Origin of the sequence: Streptomyces sp. NPDC059679 (genome assembly GCF_042734105.1) — a bacterium.
Lineage (GTDB): Bacteria > Actinomycetota > Actinomycetes > Streptomycetales > Streptomycetaceae > Streptomyces.
On the sequence record NZ_JBHWES010000016.1, the window covers coordinates 118557 to 140740 of the forward strand.

The window sequence follows — 22184 nt, forward strand, 5'->3', positions numbered from 1 at the left end:
CTCTCCCCGGGGTTGGGTGCGGTGCCTCCCAGACACCACCCCACCCCACCCGCGGGCGGGTCGGGGGGTCGGCCGTCCGGCGGGGGGGCCCCCGCCCCCCCCCCACGGCCGGCCGGGCCGCTAGACCCCGAAGGGTGCCGCGTAGCGGACGGTGCCGCTCGGCAGCGGGTGGGTGGCCTCGTCCAGGGTGAGGGCCATCATGGCCTCGTCCGGGACGTCGAGGGTCACGTCGATGCCGTGGGCCGAGGCGCGGGTGAAGCCGAACCGCGGGTAGTACGCCGGGTGTCCGAGGACGGTGACGTAGTACTCGCCCAGGCCCTTGGCCGCGCTGAGCGCGGCCCGGATGGCCGCGGAGCCGGCGCCGGTCTTCTGGTGCTTGGGCAGCACGGAGACCGGGGCCAGGCACAGGGCCGGGGTGTCGCCGATGTGGCAGCGCGTCAGCAGCGCGTGGCCGACGGGCTTGCCGTCCGCGTCGGCGCTGACGACGGACAGGCCCTCGATCCACGACGCGTCGGCGCGCAGGGCGTCGACGAGATCGGCCTCGTACGGGGTGTCGAAGGCGGCCAGAACGATGCCGCGGACGGCCGGGATGTCGGCCTCGGTCTCGGCGCGAGTGATCCACTGGTTGTGGGTACGCATGACGGGATGAAGATCCGTTTCATGGTGAGGTTCGTGTGGGACTGCCCCGCGAGCTCACGCTCCCAGCGAGGCGGGTGACTGGATCAGGCCGTCGCCAGGGACGTGAGGACGGTCCGGGCGCTGCGCGGCGCAGTGGCCTTCGGCGCGGCCATCAACTCGCCCTCCTTGTCATCCTCAACCTTGATCGACACGAACCGCCGAAACGTACCACACGCCTTGACGTGGTTGGACTTTCGGCAGTGTTGGGCGGCTACCGCCTTCCGTATCGTCGCGCTCGTGAGGCAATTGATCAACATGCGTGTCCTTGGATCAGGGGTTCCGCTGCTGGTGGCCGCGGCAGGCACCGCGGGGGTGAGCGTGTTGAGCCCGGGGTGGATCCCGGCGACGGTGCTCTTGTCGTGTGCGGCGGGGCGGTGGCCGGGCCGGGCGCGCGTGGCGGCTCTGGTGCTGTTGGCGGTGGTGGCGGCGGGCGTGGTCCCGTCGTGGCTCGTGCTGGGCGATCGGTTTGTGGTGGTGCTGGTGGGTGCCGCGGTACTGCCGTGGTTCGCGGGCCGGTTCTGGCGTCAGTACCGCGCACTGGTGCGGGCCGGGTGGGAGCGGGCCGAGCACCTGGAGCGCGAGCGGCAGCTGATCGCCGAGCAGGCCCGGCTGCGGGAGCGGTCCCGCATCGCCCAGGACATGCACGACCTGCTCGGCCACGACCTCAGCCTCATCGCCCTGTCGGCGGGCGCGCTGAAGCTCGCGCCCGGTCTGCCCGCCGAGCATCGGGAGACCGCCGGGGAGATCAGGGCCAGGTCCGCCGCCGCGGTGGAGCGCCTCGGTGAAGTGATCGGCCTCCTCCGGGAGGACGACGCGGCCACGCGCCCGGCCGGCATCGAGGGCATGGTCGAGGGGGCGTCCGCGGCCGGGCTCTCGGTCGCGCTGCACACCGAGGGCGAGCCCGGCGCGCTGTCCCCGGTGGTCGAGCGCGCGGTGCACCGGGTCGTGCAGGAGTCGCTGACCAACGTCGCCAAGCACGCGCCCGGCGCGGCGGTGACGGTGCGGATCCGGCACACCGCCGCCGAGACCGAGGTCCGGGTGGAGAACGGCCCCGCGCCCGCTGCCACCGATGCGGCACCGGGCGGCGGGCGTGGGCTGATCGGCCTGGATGAACGGGTCAGGCTCGCCGGGGGCTTGATCGAGTACGGCCCGCACGCGGGCGGTTTCGCGGTCACCGCCCGGATTCCCCACGCCGCCTCCGGGACCTCGCGGCCACCGGCCGACGCGACGTGCGAGGGGCAGGAGGTGGAGCGGGAGCGCAAGCGCGCGCGGCGGCGCGTGAGCCGCACTGCGCTCGCCGCCGTCTGGGTGCCCCTGACCGCCGTCGTCCTGCTCGGCGCGGGGCTGCGGGGGTGGGACCTGCTCCTGGCGCGCGCGTCGGTGCTGGCGCCCGACGCCTACGCAGGCATGCGCGTCGGACAGGACCGCGCCGAACTGGCCCCTGACCTCCCGGACCGGCAGATGCCCCACCACCCGGTGGACGACGACCCGCCCGCACCCGGAACCCGATGCGAGTATTACGCGATGACGGCGAACCTCTTCGACGACCACTCAGGCGACGCCTATCGCCTGTGCTTCCAGGCGAACCGGCTGGTGTCCAAGCAGGTGATCACCCAGTGATCCGGGTCCTGGTCGCCGACGACGAGCCCATGGTCCGCAAGGGCGTACGGGCCGTGCTGTCCACCGCGCCCGACATCGGCGTCGTCGCCGAGGCCGTCGACGGCCACCAGGCGGTGGAACTGGCCCAGCTCCACCGCCCCGACGTGGCGGTCCTGGACATTCGCATGCCGAGGGTCGACGGCCTGCGCGCCGCGGCGGAGATCCGCCGGACGGTGGCCACGACCGGTGTCGTCATGCTGACGACGTTCGGCGAGGACGAGTACATCCTGCGGGCCCTCGGCGACGGCGCCGCGGGCTTCCTGATCAAGTCCGGCGAACCCGAAGAACTGATCGCGGGCGTCCGCGCGGTGGCGGACGGCGCGGCCTACTTGTCACCCAAGGTCGCGGCCCGGGTGGTCGCACACCTGGCCGCCGGAGGTGCGGGCGCGCGGGCCGAGCGACGCGCCGCCGCCCGCCGCCGCGTCGAGGCGCTCACCCCCCGGGAACGCCAAGTGCTGGCCTTGCTCGGGGCCGGGCTGACCAACGGCCGGATCGCCCGGCGCCTGCACGTGGTGGAGGGAACGGTCAAGGCGCACGTCAGCTCGATCCTCACGCGCCTGGCCGTCGACAACCGAGCGGCCGCGGCCGTGGTGGCCCACGAGGCCGGAATCGTCCCGGCCGCCGAACCGTCCCCGCCGGTCGAGTAGTACCTCCACAACCCGGGCGGCGGGCGGGGTGGCCGACCACACCGCCGCGGTGACCACGGCGGCCCCGAGCGCCGCGCCGGCCAGCACGTCGTGGGGGTAGTGGACGCCCGCCGCCACGCGCGCCACCACCACCACGGCCCCCAGCGGCAACGCGACGGCGGCCAGGCGGGGGAGCACCACGGCCAGGCCGACGGCGAGCCCGGCCGCGAGGGTGGCGTGGTTGCTCGGGAAGGACCAGTCACCCGCCACCGGGCAGTCGGCCACCACCTCGACCCCGCGCACCGCGCGACACGGCCGCTCCTCGTCCACCACCAGCTTCAGCGCCTCGCTGACCGCGTACGCGACGACGGTCCCGACGCCGACCAGCACCACCCCGGCGACCCACCGGGCACTGCGGCGCCGCACGGCCGCCCACCCCACCCACGCCAGCAGCACCCCGAGGACGACCAAGAGCCCGTCAGCGACGAGGTCCATCGACGTCCCCGCCCACGAGGGCGCATCGGCCATCACACCGTTGACTGCCCGGTACACGGCCACCGAGGCGCCGCCGGTCACCTCCACCGGCCCGGCCTTCCCCAGCCCGCCCGGATAGAGCAGGGCGAGAGCCACCGCTCCCGCGCCCAGCGCTGCCGGTGAACCGAGCGCCCGGCGGCGCATGTCGTACAGAGATCTGGATTCCATGCACCCGACGCTAGGGACAACGGTCCACGGACACCCATCCCGAAGGACACCCCCGACCCCTGACGATCGTCGGGCTTGACGCGCCACGTCAGGCGCCGTCGTCGTACGCGAGCAGCCGCTCGCCCCTGCTCTCTGCGACCCGCAACACGTCCGTCAGCGCCTCGGTCAGCCGGTCGGCCAGAAAGCGGAGTTCGCGGTTGCTCGCCTTGTTGTCGGCAAGCAGTGCGGTGGCGTGGCTGAGCAGTTGGGTGCCCATGTCGAGTTGCAGTGCTTCGATCTCGTCCGCCCTCCGGCTCAACGGGCTGTCGCCGCTGTCGGCTGCCAGATAGCACGGTTTGCCGTCCGGGTCGGACCACGGCAGCAGGCGCAGGCCCTTCATGGCTTCACCTCTTCCTCATCCCGGCGCCCGGGTAGGTGTAGGCACCGTATGTAGTCAATTGGTCACCGAGGCAACGCGGTTTCCAATAGAATGAGGTGGCTTGAAGGGCAGCCTGCAAGTCGGCGACCTGCTGCGATGCGCGCTGCGATCACATGGCGAGAGGTCACGGCAGTGGACGAGACGACCCCATCCGCGCACTTGAACCCCCTCCAACGCTTCGGGCGCGACGTCAAGCAGGTCCGTCTCGCCCGCAAGCTCACACAGAAGAACCTGGGCAGGGCCGCTGGCTACTCGGAGGCGTACGTCAGCAGGGTCGAGGCCGGGAAGCTCCTGCCCAGGCCGAGTGACAAGTTCGCGAAGGGCTGCGACATCGCCTTCGGCACGGGTGAGTTGTTCTCGGACATGCTGCGGAGGATCGACGAGGGCGACCACCCTTCGTGGTTTGTGCCGTACCTCAACCTGGAGCGGAAGGCGTCGCGCGTACTGGACTATTCGACGAGCCTCGTGAGCGGCATTCTCCAGACGGAGGAGTACGCACGGGCCATCTTCCGCTCGTCGCATCCACGAGAAGAAGGCGAGGTGATCGAGGGCAAGGTCGCAGCGCGTCTGCGTCGGCGTGAGGTATTCGAGCTGGAGGCGCCGCCGCTCTTGTGGGTCATTCTGAATGAGGCCTGCCTGCGTACGGTCGTGGGCAGCGCTGATGTCATGGCCGGGCAGCTTGAGTACCTGCTGACAGCGGCCGCGTCACCGCACGTCAAGCTTCAGGTCATGCCGTTCTCGGCAGGCGCTCCGGCCGCACACGCGAAGCCCTTCACTGTGTTGCGCTTCACGGACTCCGCCACGGTGCTTTACACCGAGACCAGGGTAGGAGGCAGGATGCACGACTCCGCTCGGACGGTCGCCTCCGCCCTGGATGATTACGATCTGCTCAGGGCACACGCGCTGTCTCCGGACCGCTCACTGACCCTGATTAAGACTCTGGCGAAGGAGTACCGCCCATGATGAGTGCCGACTTGGATCTCACGGCCGCCGAATGGGTCAGGTCCTCTTACAGCGACGGCAGTGGCGGCCAATGTGTCGAGTTCTCCCGCACCTTCACCCAGACCCACGGCGCCGTCCCGGTCCGTGACTCCAAGAACCCCCACCGCCCGGCGCTGATCTTCTCGGCAGAGGGCTGGTCGTCGTTCGTCTCCGCCGTCATACGCGGCGAGTTCCCCGCCGCCTGACCCTGGCGGCCTTACCCGAACCAGTCCTCCGCCTCGTGGCGGGGCCTTGGTCGTGGTGGGCCGCTCAGCAAGCCACCTCCGGGCCGAACCGGCGCCGGTACGCCGACGGAGTGAGACCGATCTCGCGACGCATGAGCGCGCGCAGATTGGCGGCGGTGCCGAGCCCGCTGTGCCGTGCGACCACCTCGAAGCGCGACTCGCCCCGCTCGATCAGCCGGCACGCCAGGGTGAGCCGTTCCCCCGTGAGCCAGGCCAGCGGCGTCGTGCCCAGCTGTGCCCGGAAGCGCCGGTGCAACGTCGCCGGGCTGACCGCGGCGCACGCCGCGAGGTCGGACACCGTGAGCGGTGCGTCCAGCCGCTCCTGGGCCCAGGCCAGGACGGGCGCCAGGGACTCGTCCGGAACATCGGGCACCGGGCGCTCGATGAACTGCCGCTGTCCACCGTCCCGGTGCGCCGCGAAGACCAGCCGCCGACTGACCGAATTGGCCACTTCCGCACCATGGTCGCGGCGGACGATGTGCAGCCCGAGATCCAGCGCGGCCGCGCTCCCCGCAGCGGTGAGGATGTCGCCGTCGTCCACGAACAGCACGTCCTCCTCGAGCCGGACGGAAGGGAAGCGGGCCCGGAAGGAGTCCGCCCACTGCCAGTGCGCGGTGGCCCGGCGCCCGTCGAGAACTCCGGCCTCGGCGAGCGTGAAGGCGCCGCTGCAGAAACCGACCAGCCGCGCCCCGCGTCGGTGCGCCCGCCGCACGGTGGCCAGCACGGCCGGGCGGCGCGGCACGTCGACATCGGGCCGGTTGGGGACGATCAAGGTGTCAGCCGCGTCGGCCGCTTCCAGCCCGGCGACCCCCGTGAGCGTGAAGAAGGCGTCCCGCATCAGCGTGCGGGGCTCGGGCGAGCACAGGCGGAAGTCGTAGAGGTCACGGCCGATCTCGGGGCGATGCAGTCCGAAGACCTCGGTCGCGCAGCCGAGCTCAAAGGGGTTCGAGTTCTCGTCCACGATCACGACGACCCGGTGCAGGGCCGCTGCCCCACGAGCATCATGCGAGGATTCTTTCGGCATATGCGATTCCTAGCACTCACGTCGGCCGTGCTCAACGGACGAGGATTCCCCTCGTGAGCAACGAACCCATCGCCCTCAGTGCGGCCCTCGCGTCCTTCGACGCGCTCTGGAGCCCCCGTATCGTCACGCGCGTCAACGACTACGACGTACGCATCGCCAAGGTCGAAGGCGAGCACATCTGGCACGTCCACGACGACACCGACGAGTTCTTCCTGGTGCTCGACGGCGAGCTGTACATCTCCCTGCGCGAGGCCGCCGGGGAACGCACGGTCCGGCTTGCCCAGGGCGCGGTCTTCACCGTGCCGCGTGGCACAGAGCACAGGCCGTACGCCCCGACCGGCGCCGCGATCCTCCTCTTCGAGCCCACCGGAACACCGACGGTCGGCGACCGCCACGAGGAGATCCCCGACCATGTCGACGCGACGACGGGGCACGTGCTCGAGGTCTGAGGCATCCAGCCGGCCGCGTCGATGTCGTGGCTGGAGGCGCGGGTGAAACCGAAGCGCGATCAGACCTTGATGACTGCGGTTCGGGGGCGCCGCAGAGCGGCGAAACGTTTGTATTACGCATTCAGCAGCGCCAGCTCCGTCGCGAGATTCCGGCGCGCTGCCTCCTCCCAGCGGTCGCGGGCCTCTGGCGTACGGAACAGCCTTGGCATGGTGAGCAGTTCGCGCAGCACGCCCGCCCGGCCGTCGCGGAAGGCGTCGTCGGGGACGAAGCCGTACTCCTCGCGGACGGCGGCGGCGTACGCGGCGTAGTGCTCGGGGGAGCTGGCCAGGATCGACAGGTCGGCGTCGCACAGCACTTCGCCGTTGGTGTCGCCGGGGGCGGGGTCGTGGGTGCGGGTGAGGCGGACCAGGCGGGCGACTTCGGCCGTACGTTCCTGGGGGACGCCTGCCTCGGGGAGGGCGCGTTCGGCGAGGCGGGCGCTGCGCTCCTCGTTGGTGGAGCGGTCGGGCAGGTAGACGGCGTCGTGGAACCAGGCGGCGAGGCGGACGGCGGCGGGGTCGGTGGCGTGGGTGATCAGCTCGTCGACCCGGTCGAGGATGGCGAGGAGGTGGTCGGTGGTGTGGTAGCGGCGCTGGGGTTCGGCCCAGCGGGCGAGGAGGTCCTGGCCGTACGGGGCGGGGGAGGGGGCGCGTACGGGCTCGCGGGCGCTGTCGAGGTGGATCGCCCAGCGGGTGAGGAGCGCGTCGTGGGCTGGGTGGCGGGGCGCGGGGTCGACCATGGGCCAATTGTGCGGGGTGAGGGTGTGGGAGCGCGTGGGGTGTGGCAAGCTGTCCAACATGTCTAGACCAATTCTCGAGGTGATCGCCCTCGACGTGACGGACGCGGTCGCGGCGCAGGCCGGAGGGGCGGACCGGCTCGAGCTGGTCGCCGATATCGCCGCCGACGGGCTCAGTCCCTCCCGCGAGACCTTCGCCGAGATCCGCTCGGCCGTGGACCTCCCGCTGCGGGTGATGCTGCGCGCGTCCGACGGCTTCGCGTCCGGCGGCGCAGCCGCGCTCGACGCGCTGTGCGCGCGGGCGGAGGCGCTGCGGGCCGAGGGGGCGGACGAGTTCGTCCTCGGCTTCCTGGCCCCCGACGGGCTGGCCGACCTGGCCGCCATCGGTGCGCTCATGGACGTCATCAGCGCGGGTCCCGGGCTCGACGAGAGCCGGTGGACCTTCCACCGGGCCATCGACCACGCCGCCGACCGCGATGCGCTCCGTAAGCAGCTCGTGGGCCTTCCGGGGCTGGATACGTATCTCACCGCCGGGTCGGCCGCCGGGGTAGATGATGGGCTTTTGGTTTTGGCGGCCGAGGCGGCGCGCGGGGCGGCCGGGCCCCGGACCATGGTGGGCGGCGGGCTGGGGCTTGACCACCTGCCCGCGCTGCGCGCCGCGGGGATCGACGCCTTCCACATCGGCGGCGCGGCGCGGCTCTCGGGGTGGGACGGGCCCGTGGACACCGCCGCAGTCCACCAGTGGCGGGCCGCGCTGGACGAAGTGGTGCCGGTGGGCTGACCCGCCCGGGCCTGCGCCCGGCCCCGGCTCTGCGACAAGGCCGGGGCCGGGGCCGTTCGGTCGACGGCGGCGAGGTCGGTGGCGGAGGGACCGATGGGGGTCCAGGAGAAGGCCTCATCGCCGGACCGGCGGGATCATCTTGGCGCCGGACCGGTACTCACCCCAGATGGTCTTGCTGGTGCGGTAGCGCTCCGCAAGTTCCCGCACGGTCATTCCGGCGGTGAGCTCCCGCAGGAACCCCGCCAGGGCGTTCGCCTCTTCCGCGCTTCCCTTCGACGGTCCCTGCGGCCGCCCGGCTCTGCCCACACGCCCCCTTGTCCACGGACAACCACCGTTGTCCACCTCGTCCTACCCGCCTGCCCTGCGGCGATGCGATCCGCCGTGGCGGTCAACTCCCCGTGGTCCGCAGCGTGGTGTCACCACCCGATGAACACCACCCCGGGAGACCCCGGTGACACCCGGAACCACGAAACGCCCCGCGTTCCGCTTCGTGCGGGCTTTGGGGAAACGGGCACTGGTGGAGCTGTGGTAAGCGGCCCGGAAGCGCAACAAGTCCCGATCACCCCTCCATGGCCGTTAGGCGCTAAAAGTGTTCAGTGCCGGGAAAGTATCCGCGAATTGTCACACCTTCTCGTTAAGTTCGCCTTACAAGCGATCCGGCCGGTAAGGACCCCGCCGTCTGCTGTTAGCGTCATGCGGCTGTAACCGCAAAACCAGGGGAGGATGCATTGCGCATCAAGAAAATCGTTCAGGGCGGAATATCCGCACTGGCCATGGCGGCGTTCGCAGTGGCCATGGCGCCGGGCTCTGCTCAGGCGATTGACTGGAACCACGGGCCGATGTATGACGGCGCCAAGGCTGCGGCGGCCTACTTCGCGTATGACGGCGACCATGTGAAGGTCTGCGACACCAAGTCCGACGGCAAGAAGGCGCAGGTGAAAGTCTACAACCAGCGGACCAAGAATTTCTTGTACAGTCTCACCGATGCCACGAACGACGGGAAGTGCAGTTACCGGGACGCGTCGTACGGCGGCGTGTACAACCTTCCGGAAAACGAAGACATTGGCTTCGAGGTCCAGAGGGTGCCCGACTCCGCGACAGATCGCTCGTATTTTGTGTACCTCAACGGAACCCACTACTGATCGTTCAGTTGAGTGACACCGAGCGGGAACGGCGGCGGCCGTTCCCGCTCGGCCGTTCCGCTCCCTTCTCAAGCCATGCGGATGATGTTCCAGGAGAGAGGCTTCAGGGCGGTGCGGAGGGTGCCGGTGGAGTTGAGGGTGGTCTGCGTCGACGGGTGTGGAGTGACGGGGTCCGGGGTCGTGAGGAGGGAGCCGACGACCACGGCGTCGGTCGTGCGCTGGACATGTTGAAGGATGTTGACGGAGCCCGCGAGCGACGGCATGATGACCGACTGCGTGGCCTACGCCGAACCTCCCGCGACCGTCCCCAGCGCGGTCTCCCATCGGAGGCAAAGGGACCAGCGTCTCAGGTCGTTGTCGCAGCCCGATCGCCTCGGGCGAGGCTGCTGGGGAGCCGTCGCTCAAGGCGTGGAAGGCCGCGATGACAGCCCGTAGGAACTTCAAGCACCAGGTGCGTGCCCGCGCCGCCAAGACCGGTGAGTCCTACACGTCCGCCCTCCGGCACTTCCGTCCGACTCCATCAGGAGACGTCATGTCGGAAGCAAGGATTCCCAAGAACGTGCGGCTCGCCGTAGCGCAGACCCCCGTACGCGAGGACCCCCGAGACGTTGAAGCGCTGCGCGAAAGTGGGCGTGAGGTCCGTGCTCTGATGCGCGAGGCCAGTGCTCAGGGAGCGAGGATCGTGCATTTCCCGGAAGGCGCGATCTGCTTTCCCAGCAAGCTTGTCATGTCCGTCGACGGCCCGGACGCGGTCGGCCCGGCGGACTGGGATCGGTGCCAGTGGCCGGTGCTCCAATCGGAGTTGGCTGCGATCGCCGAGCTGGCCCGCGAGTTGCGGTTGTGGACAGCGATCCCATCGGTGCACCGCTTGACCGGCCCGAACCGTCCACACAACAGCCTCTACGTCATCTCCGATCGCGGCGAGGTCGTCACGCGTTATGACGAGCGCCTGCTGTCGAAGACGAAGGTCTCTTACATGTACTCGCCGGGCGTCTCACCGGTGACCTTCGAGGTCGACGGTGTGCGCTTCGGCTGCCTGCTCGGTATGGAGATCCACTACCCGGAGTTGTTCGCAGAGTACGAGAAGCTGGATGTCGACTGCGTCCTGTTCTCCACCAGCGGCACCCCGGGTAACACCGCCGCCCAAGCCCAGGTCCAAGGCCACGCCGCTTTCAACAGCTACTGGGTCAGCTTGTCAGGGCCGACGCAGGACAGCGTCACCGCACCGACCGGAATCGTCGCGCCCAACGGCGACTGGCTTGCGCGGTGCCCCGCGGACGGCTCGCCGTCGGTGGCCGTCGTGAACCTCGACGACAGTTCCGAGGCCGCCATAGGGGCACTGACCTATGCACGTCCCTGGCGTCGTGAGGCGCGCTCGGGTCTCTACACCGAGCACCAGGTGAGCGACCCGCGCAGCGAAGACCGGACAGCGGCCTTCTAGTTCAGAAGCGGAATCCGAGGTGTTCGCGGGTACGGGATGGCTCCCGGCGCCGCGAACACCTCGGATTCAGTCTGTCGCTCACCTTGGTGAAACGGCTGACGAGCGGAAGGCGCCCGGTGTACCGGCTTACACCTGGCCGCTACTGGGGGGGAAGGACGCTGCTCGCGCCCGCACCGATCCAGGCCGACAAGTGGTGGGTGGTCGAGCGTTCCCCCCCTCGTGGATGAACGGCTACGGCAAGCTGCGACGCTGAGGTCGAGGGCGGAGCCCGGGTCGCCACCTGTACCCGGCTCGGCGAGGCGTCACAGTTACCGGCCGCCCGCCTCTGTCGAGGTCTTCCCGCGGGCCGGGGCCGACGGCGCCGGGGTTCCGGGGCGCGGGGTGCGGGGTGTGCGCGTCGTGGTGAGGACCGTGGCCGTGGCGAGCAGGGCCAGCAGCGTCGCCGTCAGCGGGAACCACCGGTCGCCGAGGAGCGCGACGGACGCGCTGCCCGCGCCGCCGCCCGCCGCCATGCCCAGATAGAGGGCGCTGCTGTTGAGGGAGATCAGCAGGGGCGCGTTCGGCGGGTCGAGGGAGGCCAGCCGGTGGGGGAGCGCGACCGAGACGGACCAGCCGGCGACCGGGGTGACCAGGGCGTAGAGCAGCGCGCCCGGCATGGTCCGGCCGAGCCAGGGGAGGGCCAGGAACGCGAGGGCCGTGACCACGCTCCCGGTGAGCATGACGCTGCGTACGCCCCAGTGGTCCACCGCCCGGCCGCCCAGCCAGCTGCCCGCCACTGACGCGACGCCCATCACCAGCATCACCAGGCTCAGCCGTCCGGCCTCGCCGCCCGTGGCGGGGTGCACGGCCGTGGCGATGTAGACGTACACGGAGTTGAAGGCCAGGAAGAAGAGGAAGGTGGTGGCCGTGGCCGCGACGACCCGCCGGTCGCGCAGCGGCGTCAGCCGCTCCCGCAGCCCGGGCGGGGCGGGTGAGGTGAGCGCCTCGGCCGGGGCGGTCTGGGCGCCGGCCGAGCCACCGGCACCAGCCGCAACCCCGGCGCCAGCCGCGGCACCGGCACTCGGCGCGCCACCAGCCCCGGCGCCGGCACCGGCCGAGCCGCCGGCACCGGCGGGCTGGCCGGGCAGGCGGGACAGGCTCGCCGGGCCGGGCAGCTCGCGCAGCAGCAGCGCCTGGCCCGCCAGGGCCGCCGTGCCGAGGGCGACGACCAGCCACATCGTCAGGCGCCAGTCCGTACGCCCGATCCAGGTGCCCAGCGGTACGCCGAGCGCGGTCGCCACCGTCATACCGCCGAGCACGGTGGCCAGCGCCCGGCCGCGCCGTTCGGGTGGGACGAGCGAGGTGGCGACGGCGTTGGCGGTCGGGGTGTAGAGCGCGGCTCCGGCGGCGGCCAGTACGCGGGTGGCGAGCAGCAGGGGGTACGTGGGGGCGAGGGCGCTCAGCGCGTTGGCCGCGGTGAAGACGGTGAGCGCGGTGAGCAGCAGTTGGCGGCGTGGCCAGCGGGCGGTGAGGGTGGCGAGGACGGGCGCGAGCAGGGCGTACGCGAGCGCGAAGACGGTGACCATCTGCCCGGCGGCGGGGACCGATACGTCCAGGTCGCGGGAGATCAGGCCGAGGATTCCGGCCATCACCATGGAGTCGGTGCCCACCGCGAAGGTGCCGAGGGCGAGCAGGAGCAGGCGTAGCCGCACGGGTGTCCTCCCCGAAAGACGGTTGGATATGCGTCCAACAATAGGGATGGTTGGACGGGTGTCAAACTGTTTCGGGTTGATGAATGTCAAACTGTTCTGGGAGGACGGGACAGGACGGGGCGAGCGAGAGTGAGGAGGGAGGGCGAGGTGGACGAGCGGCTGCCCCAGCCCGATGCCGAGGACATCGAGCTGGTGAAGGTCATGCACGCCCTCGGTGATCCGGTGCGCCTGTGGCTGCTGTGCGTCTACGGCGACGGCGAGGAGCACAGCTGCGCGCCCGAGGCGGTGAGCCTCGACCACCTTCACAAGTCGACCGTCTCGCACCACATGCGGGTGATGCGCGAGGCCGGGCTCACCACCACGCGAGTCGCCGGGCGCAACCGCTATGTGCGGCTGCGCCGCGACGAGCTCGACGCCAGGTTCCCCGGCCTCCTCGACGCGCTGCTCACGTCCATGCCCTGGAGCAGGGACGCGTCGTAAACGGGCCCGCTCAGACCAACTGCTCCGGGAGCGGCGCCGCGTGGACCACCGTCAGCCCCGACACCGCCCGGGTCAGCGCCACATACAGGCGGCGCAGTCCGGTGCGCTCGTCCGGCTCGCCGTCGACCACCGCGGCCGGCTCGTCCAGCACCACGTAGTCGTACTCCAGACCCTTGGCCAGCGTCGCCGGGACGAGGGTGAGCCGGGCGGCGGCGCTGGTCTCCTCGCCGGGGGCGAGATACGCCAGGCCCGCCGCGTCGAGGGCGCCCGCCAGCACCGGGATCCGCGCGTCGGCGGCGATCAGGCCGATCGAGCCCTCGTGGCCCAGCGCCTCCTGGCAGGCGGCGATCACGGCGGAGTCGAGCGCGGCGGAGTCCACCGCCCGTACGGAGAAGTCGCCCGCCGCCTCGCGGATCGAGGTGGCCTCCGACAGCCCGGGGGCGATGGCGGGCAGCAGCCGCGAGGCGTACGCGATGACCTCGCGCGGCACGCGGAAGCCCTGGGTCAGCTCCTCCACCGCCGCCCCGGACTTGCCGAGGTGGACGAGGGCGTCCTCCCAGGTCGCCGTCGCCCAGGGGGTGGTGCCCTGCGCGATGTCGCCGAGGATGGTCGCCGAACCGGTGGTGCAGCGGCGGCCCACCGCCCGGTACTGCATGGGGGACAGGTCCTGCGCCTCGTCCAGGACCACATGGCCGAGCGAGTGCGTGCGCTCGACGAGGTCGGTGGCCTCGTCGATGAGCACCGCGTCCGCCGAGGACCACTGCGCGGACTTCACACCGCGCGGCGGCTTCGCCCACAGGATGGTCTTCTGCTCGTCGGCGTCGAGGATCCCGTCCGCCTGTTCGGCGAGGAAGTCGGGGTCGGAGAGCAGCCGCAGCACGAGCTTGGCCGGGTCGACGGGCGGCCAGATCTCCTTGACGGCCGCCTTCACGGCGGGGTTGCGGGCCACCGCGTTCTGCACCCGGTCGTCGGGCGCCTCGCCGGCCTGTTCCATCCGTACGAGCACGGCGTGCGCGATCCGCTGCGGCAGCGCCTCGCGGGCCGCGCCGTACCGGATGTCGCGGTCCAGCAACTCGCGGACCATCTCCTCCAGTTCGTACGCCGGGACCCGCCAGCGCCGTGAGCCGCGCACCACCACGCACGGCTCGGTCGGCAGCGTGACGTGCGAACGTACGGCGCGGCGCAGCACCTCGGCCATCCGCGCGTCGCCCTTGAGGCCCGCCGCGTCGGCGCCGTCCGTGCCCCGCACCTCCACATGCGCGACGAGGTCGTCCACCGTGGCCTGCCCGACCTGCAACTCGCCGAGCGCGGGCAGGACCTGCTCGATGTAGTGGAGGAAGGAGCGGTTCGGGCCGATGACGAGGGTGCCGGAGCGGGCGAGCCGGTCCCGGTGCGCGTACAGCAGATACGCCACCCGGTGCAGGCCGACCGCCGTCTTCCCGGTGCCCGGCGCCCCCTGGACGCAGACCGTGCCGCCGATTCCGGCGCGTACGATCTCGTCCTGCTCGGGCTGGATCGTGGCGACGATGTCCCGCATCGGGCCCACGCGAGGCCGCTCGATCTCGGCCTGGAGCAGCTTGCTCGCGTGTTCGGTCTCGGTCGGGTCGGTCAGGTGCTCGTCCTCGTACGCGGTCAGCTCGCCGCCGGTGTAGCCGAAGCGGCGGCGCAGCCCGATGTCCATCGGCGCCTTCTTCGACGCCTGGTAGAAGGGCTGGGAGACCGGCGCGCGCCAGTCGATGACCATCGGGTCGCCGTCGGCGTCGTGGACATGCCGCCGCCCGATATAGAACTGTTCCCCTTCCGCGCCCTCCGCCGACTCCGCGCCCGGCGCGTGCAGATAGTTCAGGCGGCCGAAGAACAGCGGGGTGTCGGCCAGGTCGGCGAGGGCCTTGATGCGCTCGTCGATCTGGCGCTGGAGGACTTCGGCGTTGACCCAGTTGGCGGTGACGTCCTTGATGTCGAGGGCTTCGACATCGGCGCGCATGGCGCGCAGGGCGGCACGGGACGCGGCGAGATGGGTGCGCTCCCGCTCGAGCGGGTCCGTGAGCGGGTCGGGGTGGTCAAGGGCGTGCGAGGGCACGGCGTAGCCTCCGGCGTGTACGCGAAGCAGACAGACAAAGTGCGGGGCGTGAATGGCTCACGTCAGAAGCCGGCCGGTTTCCGTCCGGGCGGCGGCTCTCCCCGGTAGTCGGGAGGCGGCAAGACGGGCGATTGTAGCCAGTGCTCCGCGGGGCCGCGAATGATTTTCCCCGCGGCTTTCCCTCGCGGCTTTCCCCCGGTGGTTTTCCCTTGTGGCTTTCCCTGTGGGCTTCCCCGCGGACCGGCCTGGTTGGATGGGCCAGGTGTTGAGGGAGACGAGGGAGAGGGAGGTGGCGCATGGCCCGTGCGGGTCTGACGCCTGAACGGGTGGCGGAGGCGGCGGCGGATATGGCGGACTCCGTCGGCCTGGAGAACGTCACGATCTCCGCGCTGGCGCGCAGCTTCGGAGTGGCCGACGCGAGCCTGTACTCGCACGTCAAGAACCTCAGGGACCTGCGCGTACGGGTCGCCTTCCGCGCCGCGAGCGACTTCGCCGACCGCCTCACCGCGGCCGTGGCCGGGCGCGCCGGGCGCGACGCGCTGATCGCCTTCGCCAACGCCTACCGGGCCTTCGCGCTGGAGCACCCCGGCCGGTACGCGGCGACGAACATCGAGATCGACCCCGAAGTTTCCGCCCGGTCCACGGGCGGCGCCCGCATCATCGAGGCCACGACCGCCGTGTTCCGCGCGTACGGGCTCGGTGACCCGGATCTGACCGACGCCATTCGGCTGGTGCGCAGCACCTTCCACGGCTACGCCAGCCTGGAGGCGATCGGCGCCTTCCGGGACCCGCGCGACGTCCAGGCGTCATGGGAGCGCGGCGTCAACGCCCTGGCCACGCTCCTGGAGAACTGGCCGTCGTACGCCGCCGACCAGCGGGCGTGACAGCCGGGCGTGACAGCCGGGCGTCACACGTCCTCGCCGGGCGTCATACGTCCTCGACGTCCTCGCCCGCCAGCAGCGCGTTCGAGTCCACGATCCGGTAGGCGTATCCCTGCTCGGCGAGGAACCGCTGGCGGTGGGCGGCGAAGTCCTGGTCGATGGTGTCGCGCGCGACGACCGAGTAGAAGACCGCCTGGTGGCCGTCCGCCTTCGGCCGCAGGACGCGGCCGAGGCGCTGGGCCTCCTCCTGGCGGGACCCGAACGTCCCCGACACCTGGATGGCGACCGTGGCCTCCGGGAGGTCGACCGAGAAGTTGGCGACCTTGGAGACGACGAGGACGGAGATCTCGCCCTGCCGGAAGGCGTCGAACAGCTTCTCGCGCTGCGCGTTGGTCGTCTCGCCCTTGATGACGGGCGCGTCCAGGTGCTCGCCCAGCTCGTCGAGCTGGTCGATGTACTGGCCGATGACCAGGGTCTGCTGCCCCTTGTGCCGCGCCACCAGCGCCTCGGTGACCTTGCGCTTGGAGTCGGTCGTCGCGCAGTAGCGGTACTTCTCGTCGGCCTCGGCCGTCGCGTACGCCAGGCGCTCGTGCTCCGTCAGATTGACCCGGACCTCGACGCAGTCCGCGGGCGCGATATAGCCCTGCGCCTCGATCTCCTTCCACGGCGCGTCGAAGCGCTTGGGGCCGATGAGGGAGAAGACATCGGACTCCCGGCCGTCCTCCCGCACCAGCGTCGCGGTCAGGCCGAGCCGGCGGCGCGCCTGCAGATCGGCCGTGAACTTGAAGACCGGCGCGGGCAGCAGATGCACCTCGTCGTAGACGATCAGGCCCCAGTCGCGGGAGTCGAAGAGCTCCAGGTGTGGGTAGATGCCCTTCCGCTTGGTCGTGAGGACCTGGTACGTGGCGATGGTGACCGGGCGGATCTCCTTGCGCGTCCCGCTGTACTCGCCGACCTCCTCCTCGGTGAGCGAGGTACGCCGCACCAGTTCGTGCTTCCACTGGCGGGCCGAGACGGTGTTGGTCACCAGGATCAGGGTGGTGGACTTGGCGGTGGCCATCGCTCCCGCGCCCACCAGCGTCTTCCCGGCGCCACAGGGCAGAACGACGACCCCGGACCCGCCGTGCCAGAACCCCTCGACGGCCTGCTTCTGGTACGGCCGCAGCGCCCAGCCGTCCTCGTCCAGCTCGATCGGGTGCGCCTCGCCGTCCACATACCCGGCCAGGTCCTCGGCGGGCCAGCCCAGCTTGAGCAGCACCTGCTTGATCTGCCCGCGCTCGGAGGGGTGGACCGCCACCGTGTCCGGGTCGATGCGCTGGCCGACCAGCGGCTGGATCTTCTTCGAGTGCAGCACCTCCTGGAGGACCGGGCGGTCGGAGGTCTCCAGGACCAGGCCATGGGTGGGGTGCTTGAGCAGCCGCAGCCGCCCGTAGCGCGCCATGGTCTCCGCGACGTCCACGAGGAGGGCGTGCGGGACGGGATAGCGGGAGTACTGGACGAGCGCGTCCACGACCTGCTCGGCGTCGTGCCCGGCCGCGCGGGCGTTCCACAGGCCGAGCGGGGTCACCCGGTAGGTGTGGATGTGCTCGGGAGCCCGCTCCAGCTCGGCGAAGGGGGCGATGGCGCGGCGGCAGGCGTCAGCCTGCTCGTGATCTACCTCGAGCAGGAGCGTCTTGTCGCTTTGGACGATCAGCGGTCCGTTCACGCGCCTGGGCCCTTCATGACGGGGTTGGGGGGCAAGCATCCAGTGTTACGCACTCGGGAGGGTGAACGGGAATGGTCACGTTCCCGCCGAGTCGTCCGCCAGCTCCGCGACCCCCGTGATCCGGTGCAGCGGGTACGTCCGCACCTCGTCGGCCGTGTGGTCGTACGCCGTGACGAAGCCGCCCTCGACGCGCACCGGGGCGATGACGCGCTGGCTGGCCGCGCCGTCCGCGTTGACGTAGCCGATCCAGACGGCCGAGCCGGTGAGGGCCGCGGCCTGCATGGTGGCGAGGGTGTCGGCGGAGGTGGTGCGGGGGAGCCGGCCGCTGTCGGTGGCGGACGCCGGGACGGGCTTGTGGGGGGCCGTCGCGGCGCGGTCACCCGCGCGGATGGCGCGCACCGCCGCGCCCAGAAGCGTGTCGTCGGGCACCGGCGGGCCCTCGGGCACGGGGGCGGGGGCCGAGCGGGGCGGGGTGCGGTGGGCCTCGGCGCGGGTGATCAGCACATCGCCCTCGGCGGACTCGGCCGCCGGCGCGTACCCCATCGCGCGCAGGCCCTCCAGCAGCGCGTCCGGCGCCGCCTGCGCGGCCAGCACGGTCGGCGCGAGGCGGCGCAGCCGCAGGCCGGCCGAGCGGCGGTCGGCGAGGATTTCGGTCAGCAGGGTGTCGTCGTCGCAGCGTACGTAGGCGGAGGCGGCGCCGACGCGGAGCCGGCCGTGCTTACGGGCCACGTCGTCGATGAGGTAGGCGAGCGGCTGGGGCACCGGGGTGCGGGAATGCTTCGCGAGGAACGCGTGCAGGTCGGACGCCGCCCGCCCGGCGTCCAGCGCGCGGCGTACGGAGGCGGGTGTGAAGCGGTAGACCGTGGCGCCGCCCTTGGACTCCACCTCGGCCAGGACGCCGAGCGTCGCCGCGAGCGGCCGCTCCAGCGGGCCGGGCGCGACGGCGGTGAGGTCGGCCTGGAGGAGGACGTGGTCCAGCGGCTGGGGCAGCAGCCGCGCCAGCAGCCGCGCGGCCGTCGCCGCGGCGGCGGCAGCCTCGGCCGCGGACAGCGGTCGACCGGGCACGGAGGGGACGTTGGCCTGGTCCGCGGCCTGGCCTCCGGCCTGGGCGGTCCGGCGTCCGGCCTCGGCGGCCGTCCGGCCGACGGTCCGGCCTTCCGCGGCCTCGTCTCCGGCAGCCTGCGGCGCGACGCCCCGGCCGCCGCCCGTGGCGCGGGGCTTCTTGGTGCCGCCTGACTCCCCGGCCGCGGGGCCCGCCGGGGGTGGGACCGCGGGTGGGCGGGGGCCGAGGAGGGCGGCGCCGTGGGTGGAGAGGGCGCCGCGGCCGGTGACGCCGAGCAGTTCGGCCTCGGTCAGCGTCCACTGGGCCAGCCGGGAGCGCAGGTCGTCGGCGGGTGCGCCGCGGTGGGTCGGGCGCTCCCAGCGCAGGCGGGCCAGGAGCGCTTCGGTGGTGGACGGGGCGCCGGGTGGGAGGGCGGCGAGGAGTTCGAGGACGCGGCGGCGCACCTCGGGGGCGGGGGAGCGGTCCAGCTCCGGGCCGAGGGCCGCGAGCGTACGGCCCTTCGCGTCGCGGCCGCCGACCAGGCCCGAGGTGCGGGTCGCGGTCAGCCAGGCGGCGGCGAGCCGCGCCCAGCGCTCCTCGGCGGGCAGCCCGAGCCAGTCGTCGTAGGCGGGGGTGGGCGCGTAGCGCTCGTCCGTCTCGCCGTCGGAGGCGAGCAGCCCTGCCGCGTACGCCAGCTCCACCCAGAACGCGGCCACCGGCTCGGACACATCGAGCGCCGCGGCGGTCCGCTTGAGGTCCCGTACGCTCACGCCGCCCGCGCGCAGGACGGGCGGTCCCGCGGTCCCCCACTGGCCCAGCAGCTCCTCGACCGTGGACAGCGCGGTGAACGCCTCGCCCGCCGCCGTCGCGTCCACAGCCTGTGGATCGTGCCGCGCCGCGGGCGGAAGGGGCGGCGGCAGTGGTTCGGGCGCGCGGTGCGCGCGGCCGCCGCGCAGATGCAGGGCCACCTCGCGGGGCAGCACCACATTGCGCGGCCCGGACGGCAGCAGCAGGCCGCGGGCCAGCAGCCATTCGACGGGCGGGCTGGGCGAGGCGACGGACGCCTCCCCGTACGGCGGGCCCCAGGTCAGCCTGGACAGGACCGCCGTCGCGCCGGCCGGGGCCTCCACCAGCAGCGCCGCCATACGGGGGCGGTCGCCGAAGAGCCCGGTCAGGGCGGCCACCGCGGTGACCGGGTCGTGGGTGGGCGGCAGCCCGGCCGCCACCAGGATCTCCTGCATCCGGCCGGGGGACATACCGGCAGTGGCCTCCTGGACGGTGGGGCCCAGACCGGTCGGGGAGGGGACCGTGGGCGAGGGTGCCAGCAGTTCGTGGGCGGTGCGGACCAGGCGCAGCCGGTCGTCGCCGCCCCAGGCGAGGGCCTGGGCGCGCAGGGTGGCCACGGCGCGGGGGAGTTCGGCGAGGATCTGGTCGCGGGTGGCCTCGCGGGGTGCTTCGGGCCCCGGGGCGTCGCCGGCCATCAGCGCGCTCAGCGTCTCGTACGAGCACGGGTCCGGCGCTACCGCCAGCGCCTCCGCGGTCTGCAGCGCGAACCGGTCCAGCCGCTCCACCGCCCGTACGACCGAGGCGCGGGTGCCGGCCCGGGTGGCGAGCTGGGTGAGGTCGTTCGGCACGGGGGACAGCAGGTCGGGGCGGGCGCGCAGAAGGGTGGCGAGGACGTCGTCGGGGCGGGTGCGCAGCTCTTCGGCGAGCGTGCGCGGCACTCCGCGGCCGCTGTCCCGTGGGCCGGTCTCTGCAGGCACGTATGCCTCCCGATTCCGCGAGCTGGTCATTCGATCCACGATACCGGGGGGCGAACAGGTGGCGATCGACGGCACTTGATCGTGTTCTGGCACGTATGAGGTGAGTCCCCGGGCAGTGGCAGGCACACGCTCCCGGACGCGAACGGGAGTTCTTGCATCGAATGCGTGACCTTCTCCGGTGGTGGTCGTTGGGTGTGGTGACGGATTTCTGCGACACCGGGTTGGGAGGGGGAAGGGGGTGGGCGGACTGCGGGAGTGGCGGCGCCGTTCGTGGTGCCCAGCCCCTCGGGGGTCGCGATCCGTGCCCGGCTCAAGGGCCTGACCGTCGGGGACGAGAAGGTTCTGAGGCTGGTCGGCGACCTGCTCGGTTCGCTCGCCTCCCGTGATCTGGGGGTGTGCGGTGTTCGGCCGGGCTGGATCACGACAGTGAGCAGTGGGCCGAGCGCAAACGCGTCCTGACCGCGGAGTCCTCCTCCCGCTGGGCCGGGTCGATCACGAAGGCCACCCACGATCAGTGGGCGCTGGCCAGGCGCGGCCAGCTCGCGCACATCCAGAGCCTTCAAGCCGGGATCGAGACGATCACCCACCGGCTGTCCCGGCCCGTGGGCGAGAAGGGCACCAAGCAGGCGCCGGGCGGCTACCGCAGCACACGGGAGTGGCACGCGAAAAGGCGCCGCTTGTGTGTGCTCGAAGACCGGCTTCAGGCAGTGCGGGCGGACCGTGAGGCCGCAGTCGTGCGCGTGGTGCGCGGCGGGAAACGGCTGCTGAACACCCGCCACCACCTTCAGGAAGCGCAGCTCACCGAAGAACAATGGCGCGCCCGGTGGCAGGCCGGGCGCCGGTTCCTCGCGGCGGACGGCGAGTCCGGCAAAAGGTTCGGCAACGAGACCATCCGCGTCACCCCCGACGGCGAGGTCTCGATCAAACTCCCCGCGCCGCTGGCGCACCTGGCGAACGCTTCGCACGGCCGGTACGTACTCACCGGCCGCGTGGCGTTCGCGCACCGGGGCGAGCAGTGGACCGATCGCGTGGCAGCGAACCGGGCGGTGGCCTACCGCATCCACGGAGACACAATCCGGGGGCGCTGGTATCTGAGGCGTCCTGGACGATCCCCCCTGTCCAGGCCGTCCCCCTGGCGGCGGCCCGCACCGGCGGCCTGATCGGGGTGGACACCAACGCCGACCACCTGGCCGCCTGGCGCCTCGACGCACACGGCAACCCGTGCGGCGAACCCCGCAGGTTCTTCTTCGACCTGTCCGGCCCTGCCTCCTACCGGGACGCCCAGGTGCGGCACGCCCTGATCCGTCTGCTGCACTGGGCTGCCCGGCACGGGCTGAACGCGGGCATCGGACCGCCCAGGCCGGACACGGCACCCGAGGGCGTGAGGAACGCCGCCCCCGTATCCCCGGACCACGGACACGATCCGATGGCGCTGGGTGCGGAACGAAAGCGGCCGACCAGTGTGCCCAACACCGTTCGGGGCACGCGGCTGAGCATGGGGTCTGGCAACAGGACTCACTCCCGCTCAGTCCTTAGGAACGGTGATGACGAGCCGGGGTGCGGCGGGCCGCCGGTCCGGCGCGGTACCGTCGGAACGATCTGATACGCCAGCGGTGCGCA

General features: G+C 72.0%; 23 protein-coding genes and 1 pseudogene. 13 read left to right on the forward strand and 11 right to left on the reverse strand.

What is annotated here, in order from left to right; genetic code table 11:
- Positions 1 to 120: 120 nt before the first annotated feature.
- Complete coding sequence (locus tag ACFV2X_RS19515) at positions 121 to 639, reverse strand: GNAT family N-acetyltransferase (RefSeq protein ID WP_385617798.1); 519 nt, start codon at positions 637 to 639, stop codon at positions 121 to 123.
- A gap of 276 nt (positions 640 to 915) precedes the next feature.
- Between ACFV2X_RS19515 and ACFV2X_RS19520 the strand changes: the two genes are divergently transcribed.
- Positions 916 to 2298 carry a sensor histidine kinase gene (locus ACFV2X_RS19520; RefSeq protein WP_385617801.1) on the forward strand — a complete coding sequence of 461 codons (1383 nt, stop codon included), beginning with the start codon at positions 916 to 918 and terminating at the stop codon, positions 2296 to 2298.
- On the forward strand, positions 2295 to 2984 hold the full coding sequence (locus ACFV2X_RS19525; RefSeq protein ID WP_385617802.1) for a response regulator: 690 nt from the start codon (positions 2295 to 2297) through the stop codon (positions 2982 to 2984). The genes ACFV2X_RS19520 and ACFV2X_RS19525 overlap by 4 nt, the downstream gene beginning before the upstream one ends.
- 93 nt (positions 2985 to 3077) lie before the next feature.
- Here ACFV2X_RS19525 and ACFV2X_RS19530 read toward each other — a convergent pair.
- A pseudogene (locus ACFV2X_RS19530) lies at positions 3078 to 3296 on the reverse strand (phosphatase PAP2 family protein); the annotation flags it as partial.
- Here ACFV2X_RS19530 and ACFV2X_RS19535 point away from each other — a divergent pair.
- Positions 3205 to 3576: a hypothetical protein gene (locus tag ACFV2X_RS19535; protein ID WP_385617916.1), complete on the forward strand. Its 372-nt coding sequence runs from the start codon at positions 3205 to 3207 to the stop codon at positions 3574 to 3576. The pseudogene ACFV2X_RS19530 and the gene ACFV2X_RS19535 sit on opposite strands and share 92 nt — an antisense overlap.
- 177 nt (positions 3577 to 3753) lie before the next feature.
- Here the strand turns inward: ACFV2X_RS19535 and ACFV2X_RS19540 are convergent, their stop codons facing one another.
- Positions 3754 to 4044 (reverse strand): hypothetical protein, encoded by a 291-nt coding sequence (locus tag ACFV2X_RS19540; RefSeq protein ID WP_385617803.1) that lies wholly within the window; start codon positions 4042 to 4044, stop codon positions 3754 to 3756.
- A gap of 171 nt (positions 4045 to 4215) precedes the next feature.
- Between ACFV2X_RS19540 and ACFV2X_RS19545 the strand changes: the two genes are divergently transcribed.
- Together ACFV2X_RS19545 and ACFV2X_RS19550 are read left to right on the forward strand one after the other, a co-directional pair.
- On the forward strand, positions 4216 to 5046 hold the full coding sequence (locus tag ACFV2X_RS19545; protein ID WP_385617805.1) for a Scr1 family TA system antitoxin-like transcriptional regulator: 831 nt from the start codon (positions 4216 to 4218) through the stop codon (positions 5044 to 5046).
- Positions 5046 to 5270, forward strand: a complete 225-nt coding sequence (locus tag ACFV2X_RS19550) for a DUF397 domain-containing protein (RefSeq protein ID WP_385617912.1) — start codon at positions 5046 to 5048, stop codon at positions 5268 to 5270. Before ACFV2X_RS19545 ends, ACFV2X_RS19550 begins: the two co-directional genes overlap by 1 nt.
- A gap of 64 nt (positions 5271 to 5334) precedes the next feature.
- On the opposite strand, the gene ACFV2X_RS19555 is transcribed toward ACFV2X_RS19550, so the two are convergent.
- The gene (locus ACFV2X_RS19555; protein ID WP_385617807.1) at positions 5335 to 6333 is read right to left on the reverse strand and encodes a GlxA family transcriptional regulator; all 999 of its coding nucleotides are present in this window, start codon (positions 6331 to 6333) and stop codon (positions 5335 to 5337) included.
- Between the two features lie 53 nt (positions 6334 to 6386).
- Between ACFV2X_RS19555 and ACFV2X_RS19560 the strand changes: the two genes are divergently transcribed.
- A complete protein-coding gene (locus tag ACFV2X_RS19560) occupies positions 6387 to 6782 on the forward strand; it encodes a cupin domain-containing protein (RefSeq protein WP_385617809.1) in 396 nt (131 codons plus the stop codon).
- Between the two features lie 113 nt (positions 6783 to 6895).
- Here the strand turns inward: ACFV2X_RS19560 and ACFV2X_RS19565 are convergent, their stop codons facing one another.
- Positions 6896 to 7561 (reverse strand): hypothetical protein, encoded by a 666-nt coding sequence (locus ACFV2X_RS19565; RefSeq protein ID WP_385617811.1) that lies wholly within the window; start codon positions 7559 to 7561, stop codon positions 6896 to 6898.
- A 58-nt stretch (positions 7562 to 7619) separates the two neighbouring features.
- On the opposite strand from ACFV2X_RS19565, the gene ACFV2X_RS19570 reads away from it, so the two are divergent.
- Positions 7620 to 8339, forward strand: coding sequence for a copper homeostasis protein CutC (locus ACFV2X_RS19570; RefSeq protein ID WP_385617813.1), 720 nt, complete (start codon positions 7620 to 7622; stop codon positions 8337 to 8339).
- Between the two features lie 114 nt (positions 8340 to 8453).
- Here ACFV2X_RS19570 and ACFV2X_RS19575 read toward each other — a convergent pair whose 3' ends face one another.
- Positions 8454 to 8645, reverse strand: coding sequence for a hypothetical protein (locus ACFV2X_RS19575; protein ID WP_385617815.1), 192 nt, complete (start codon positions 8643 to 8645; stop codon positions 8454 to 8456).
- A gap of 422 nt (positions 8646 to 9067) precedes the next feature.
- Between ACFV2X_RS19575 and ACFV2X_RS19580 the strand changes: the two genes are divergently transcribed.
- Positions 9068 to 9481, forward strand: a complete 414-nt coding sequence (locus ACFV2X_RS19580) for a hypothetical protein (protein ID WP_385617817.1) — start codon at positions 9068 to 9070, stop codon at positions 9479 to 9481.
- A gap of 68 nt (positions 9482 to 9549) precedes the next feature.
- On the opposite strand, the gene ACFV2X_RS19585 is transcribed toward ACFV2X_RS19580, so the two are convergent.
- Positions 9550 to 9744, reverse strand: a complete 195-nt coding sequence (locus ACFV2X_RS19585; RefSeq protein ID WP_385617819.1) for a hypothetical protein — start codon at positions 9742 to 9744, stop codon at positions 9550 to 9552.
- Positions 9745 to 10013: 269 nt separating this feature from the next.
- Here ACFV2X_RS19585 and ACFV2X_RS19590 point away from each other — a divergent pair, with 269 nt between their 5' ends.
- Positions 10014 to 10922: a carbon-nitrogen hydrolase family protein gene (locus ACFV2X_RS19590; protein ID WP_385617821.1), complete on the forward strand. Its 909-nt coding sequence runs from the start codon at positions 10014 to 10016 to the stop codon at positions 10920 to 10922.
- A gap of 308 nt (positions 10923 to 11230) precedes the next feature.
- On the opposite strand, the gene ACFV2X_RS19595 is transcribed toward ACFV2X_RS19590, so the two are convergent.
- Positions 11231 to 12613: an MFS transporter gene (locus ACFV2X_RS19595; protein WP_385617824.1), complete on the reverse strand. Its 1383-nt coding sequence runs from the start codon at positions 12611 to 12613 to the stop codon at positions 11231 to 11233.
- A gap of 147 nt (positions 12614 to 12760) precedes the next feature.
- Between ACFV2X_RS19595 and ACFV2X_RS19600 the strand changes: the two genes are divergently transcribed.
- Positions 12761 to 13093 (forward strand): ArsR/SmtB family transcription factor, encoded by a 333-nt coding sequence (locus ACFV2X_RS19600; protein ID WP_385617827.1) that lies wholly within the window; start codon positions 12761 to 12763, stop codon positions 13091 to 13093.
- A 10-nt stretch (positions 13094 to 13103) separates the two neighbouring features.
- On the opposite strand, the gene ACFV2X_RS19605 is transcribed toward ACFV2X_RS19600, so the two are convergent.
- Positions 13104 to 15173, reverse strand: a complete 2070-nt coding sequence (locus ACFV2X_RS19605) for a HelD family protein (protein WP_385617830.1) — start codon at positions 15171 to 15173, stop codon at positions 13104 to 13106.
- Between the two features lie 296 nt (positions 15174 to 15469).
- On the opposite strand from ACFV2X_RS19605, the gene ACFV2X_RS19610 reads away from it, so the two are divergent.
- Complete coding sequence (locus ACFV2X_RS19610) at positions 15470 to 16057, forward strand: TetR/AcrR family transcriptional regulator (RefSeq protein ID WP_385617833.1); 588 nt, start codon at positions 15470 to 15472, stop codon at positions 16055 to 16057.
- A 43-nt stretch (positions 16058 to 16100) separates the two neighbouring features.
- On the opposite strand, the gene ACFV2X_RS19615 is transcribed toward ACFV2X_RS19610, so the two are convergent.
- A complete protein-coding gene (locus ACFV2X_RS19615; RefSeq protein ID WP_385617835.1) occupies positions 16101 to 17759 on the reverse strand; it encodes a DNA repair helicase XPB in 1659 nt (552 codons plus the stop codon).
- A 75-nt stretch (positions 17760 to 17834) separates the two neighbouring features.
- Complete coding sequence (locus tag ACFV2X_RS19620) at positions 17835 to 20594, reverse strand: helicase-associated domain-containing protein (RefSeq protein ID WP_385617838.1); 2760 nt, start codon at positions 20592 to 20594, stop codon at positions 17835 to 17837.
- A gap of 365 nt (positions 20595 to 20959) precedes the next feature.
- Between ACFV2X_RS19620 and ACFV2X_RS19625 the strand changes: the two genes are divergently transcribed.
- Positions 20960 to 21724, forward strand: coding sequence for a hypothetical protein (locus ACFV2X_RS19625; protein ID WP_385617840.1), 765 nt, complete (start codon positions 20960 to 20962; stop codon positions 21722 to 21724).
- Between the two features lie 5 nt (positions 21725 to 21729).
- The gene (locus ACFV2X_RS19630) at positions 21730 to 22167 is read left to right on the forward strand and encodes a hypothetical protein (protein WP_385617841.1); all 438 of its coding nucleotides are present in this window, start codon (positions 21730 to 21732) and stop codon (positions 22165 to 22167) included.
- Positions 22168 to 22184 lie beyond the last annotated feature (17 nt).

What these genes read in the sequence shown, in the direction of transcription:
- ACFV2X_RS19565 (WP_385617811.1), bottom strand. Translation starts at nt 7,561, where the DNA reads ATGGTCGACCCCGCGCCCCGCCACCCAGCCCACGACGCGCTCCTCACC.
- ACFV2X_RS19620 (WP_385617838.1), bottom strand. Translation starts at nt 20,594, where the DNA reads ATGACCAGCTCGCGGAATCGGGAGGCATACGTGCCTGCAGAGACCGGC.
- ACFV2X_RS19555 (WP_385617807.1), bottom strand. Translation starts at nt 6,333, where the DNA reads ATGCCGAAAGAATCCTCGCATGATGCTCGTGGGGCAGCGGCCCTGCAC.
- ACFV2X_RS19515 (WP_385617798.1), bottom strand. Translation starts at nt 639, where the DNA reads ATGCGTACCCACAACCAGTGGATCACTCGCGCCGAGACCGAGGCCGAC.
- ACFV2X_RS19540 (WP_385617803.1), bottom strand. Translation starts at nt 4,044, where the DNA reads ATGAAGGGCCTGCGCCTGCTGCCGTGGTCCGACCCGGACGGCAAACCG.
- ACFV2X_RS19590 (WP_385617821.1), top strand. Translation starts at nt 10,014, where the DNA reads ATGTCGGAAGCAAGGATTCCCAAGAACGTGCGGCTCGCCGTAGCGCAG.
- ACFV2X_RS19570 (WP_385617813.1), top strand. Translation starts at nt 7,620, where the DNA reads ATGTCTAGACCAATTCTCGAGGTGATCGCCCTCGACGTGACGGACGCG.
- ACFV2X_RS19610 (WP_385617833.1), top strand. Translation starts at nt 15,470, where the DNA reads ATGGCCCGTGCGGGTCTGACGCCTGAACGGGTGGCGGAGGCGGCGGCG.
- ACFV2X_RS19550 (WP_385617912.1), top strand. Translation starts at nt 5,046, where the DNA reads ATGAGTGCCGACTTGGATCTCACGGCCGCCGAATGGGTCAGGTCCTCT.
- ACFV2X_RS19585 (WP_385617819.1), bottom strand. Translation starts at nt 9,744, where the DNA reads ATGCCGTCGCTCGCGGGCTCCGTCAACATCCTTCAACATGTCCAGCGC.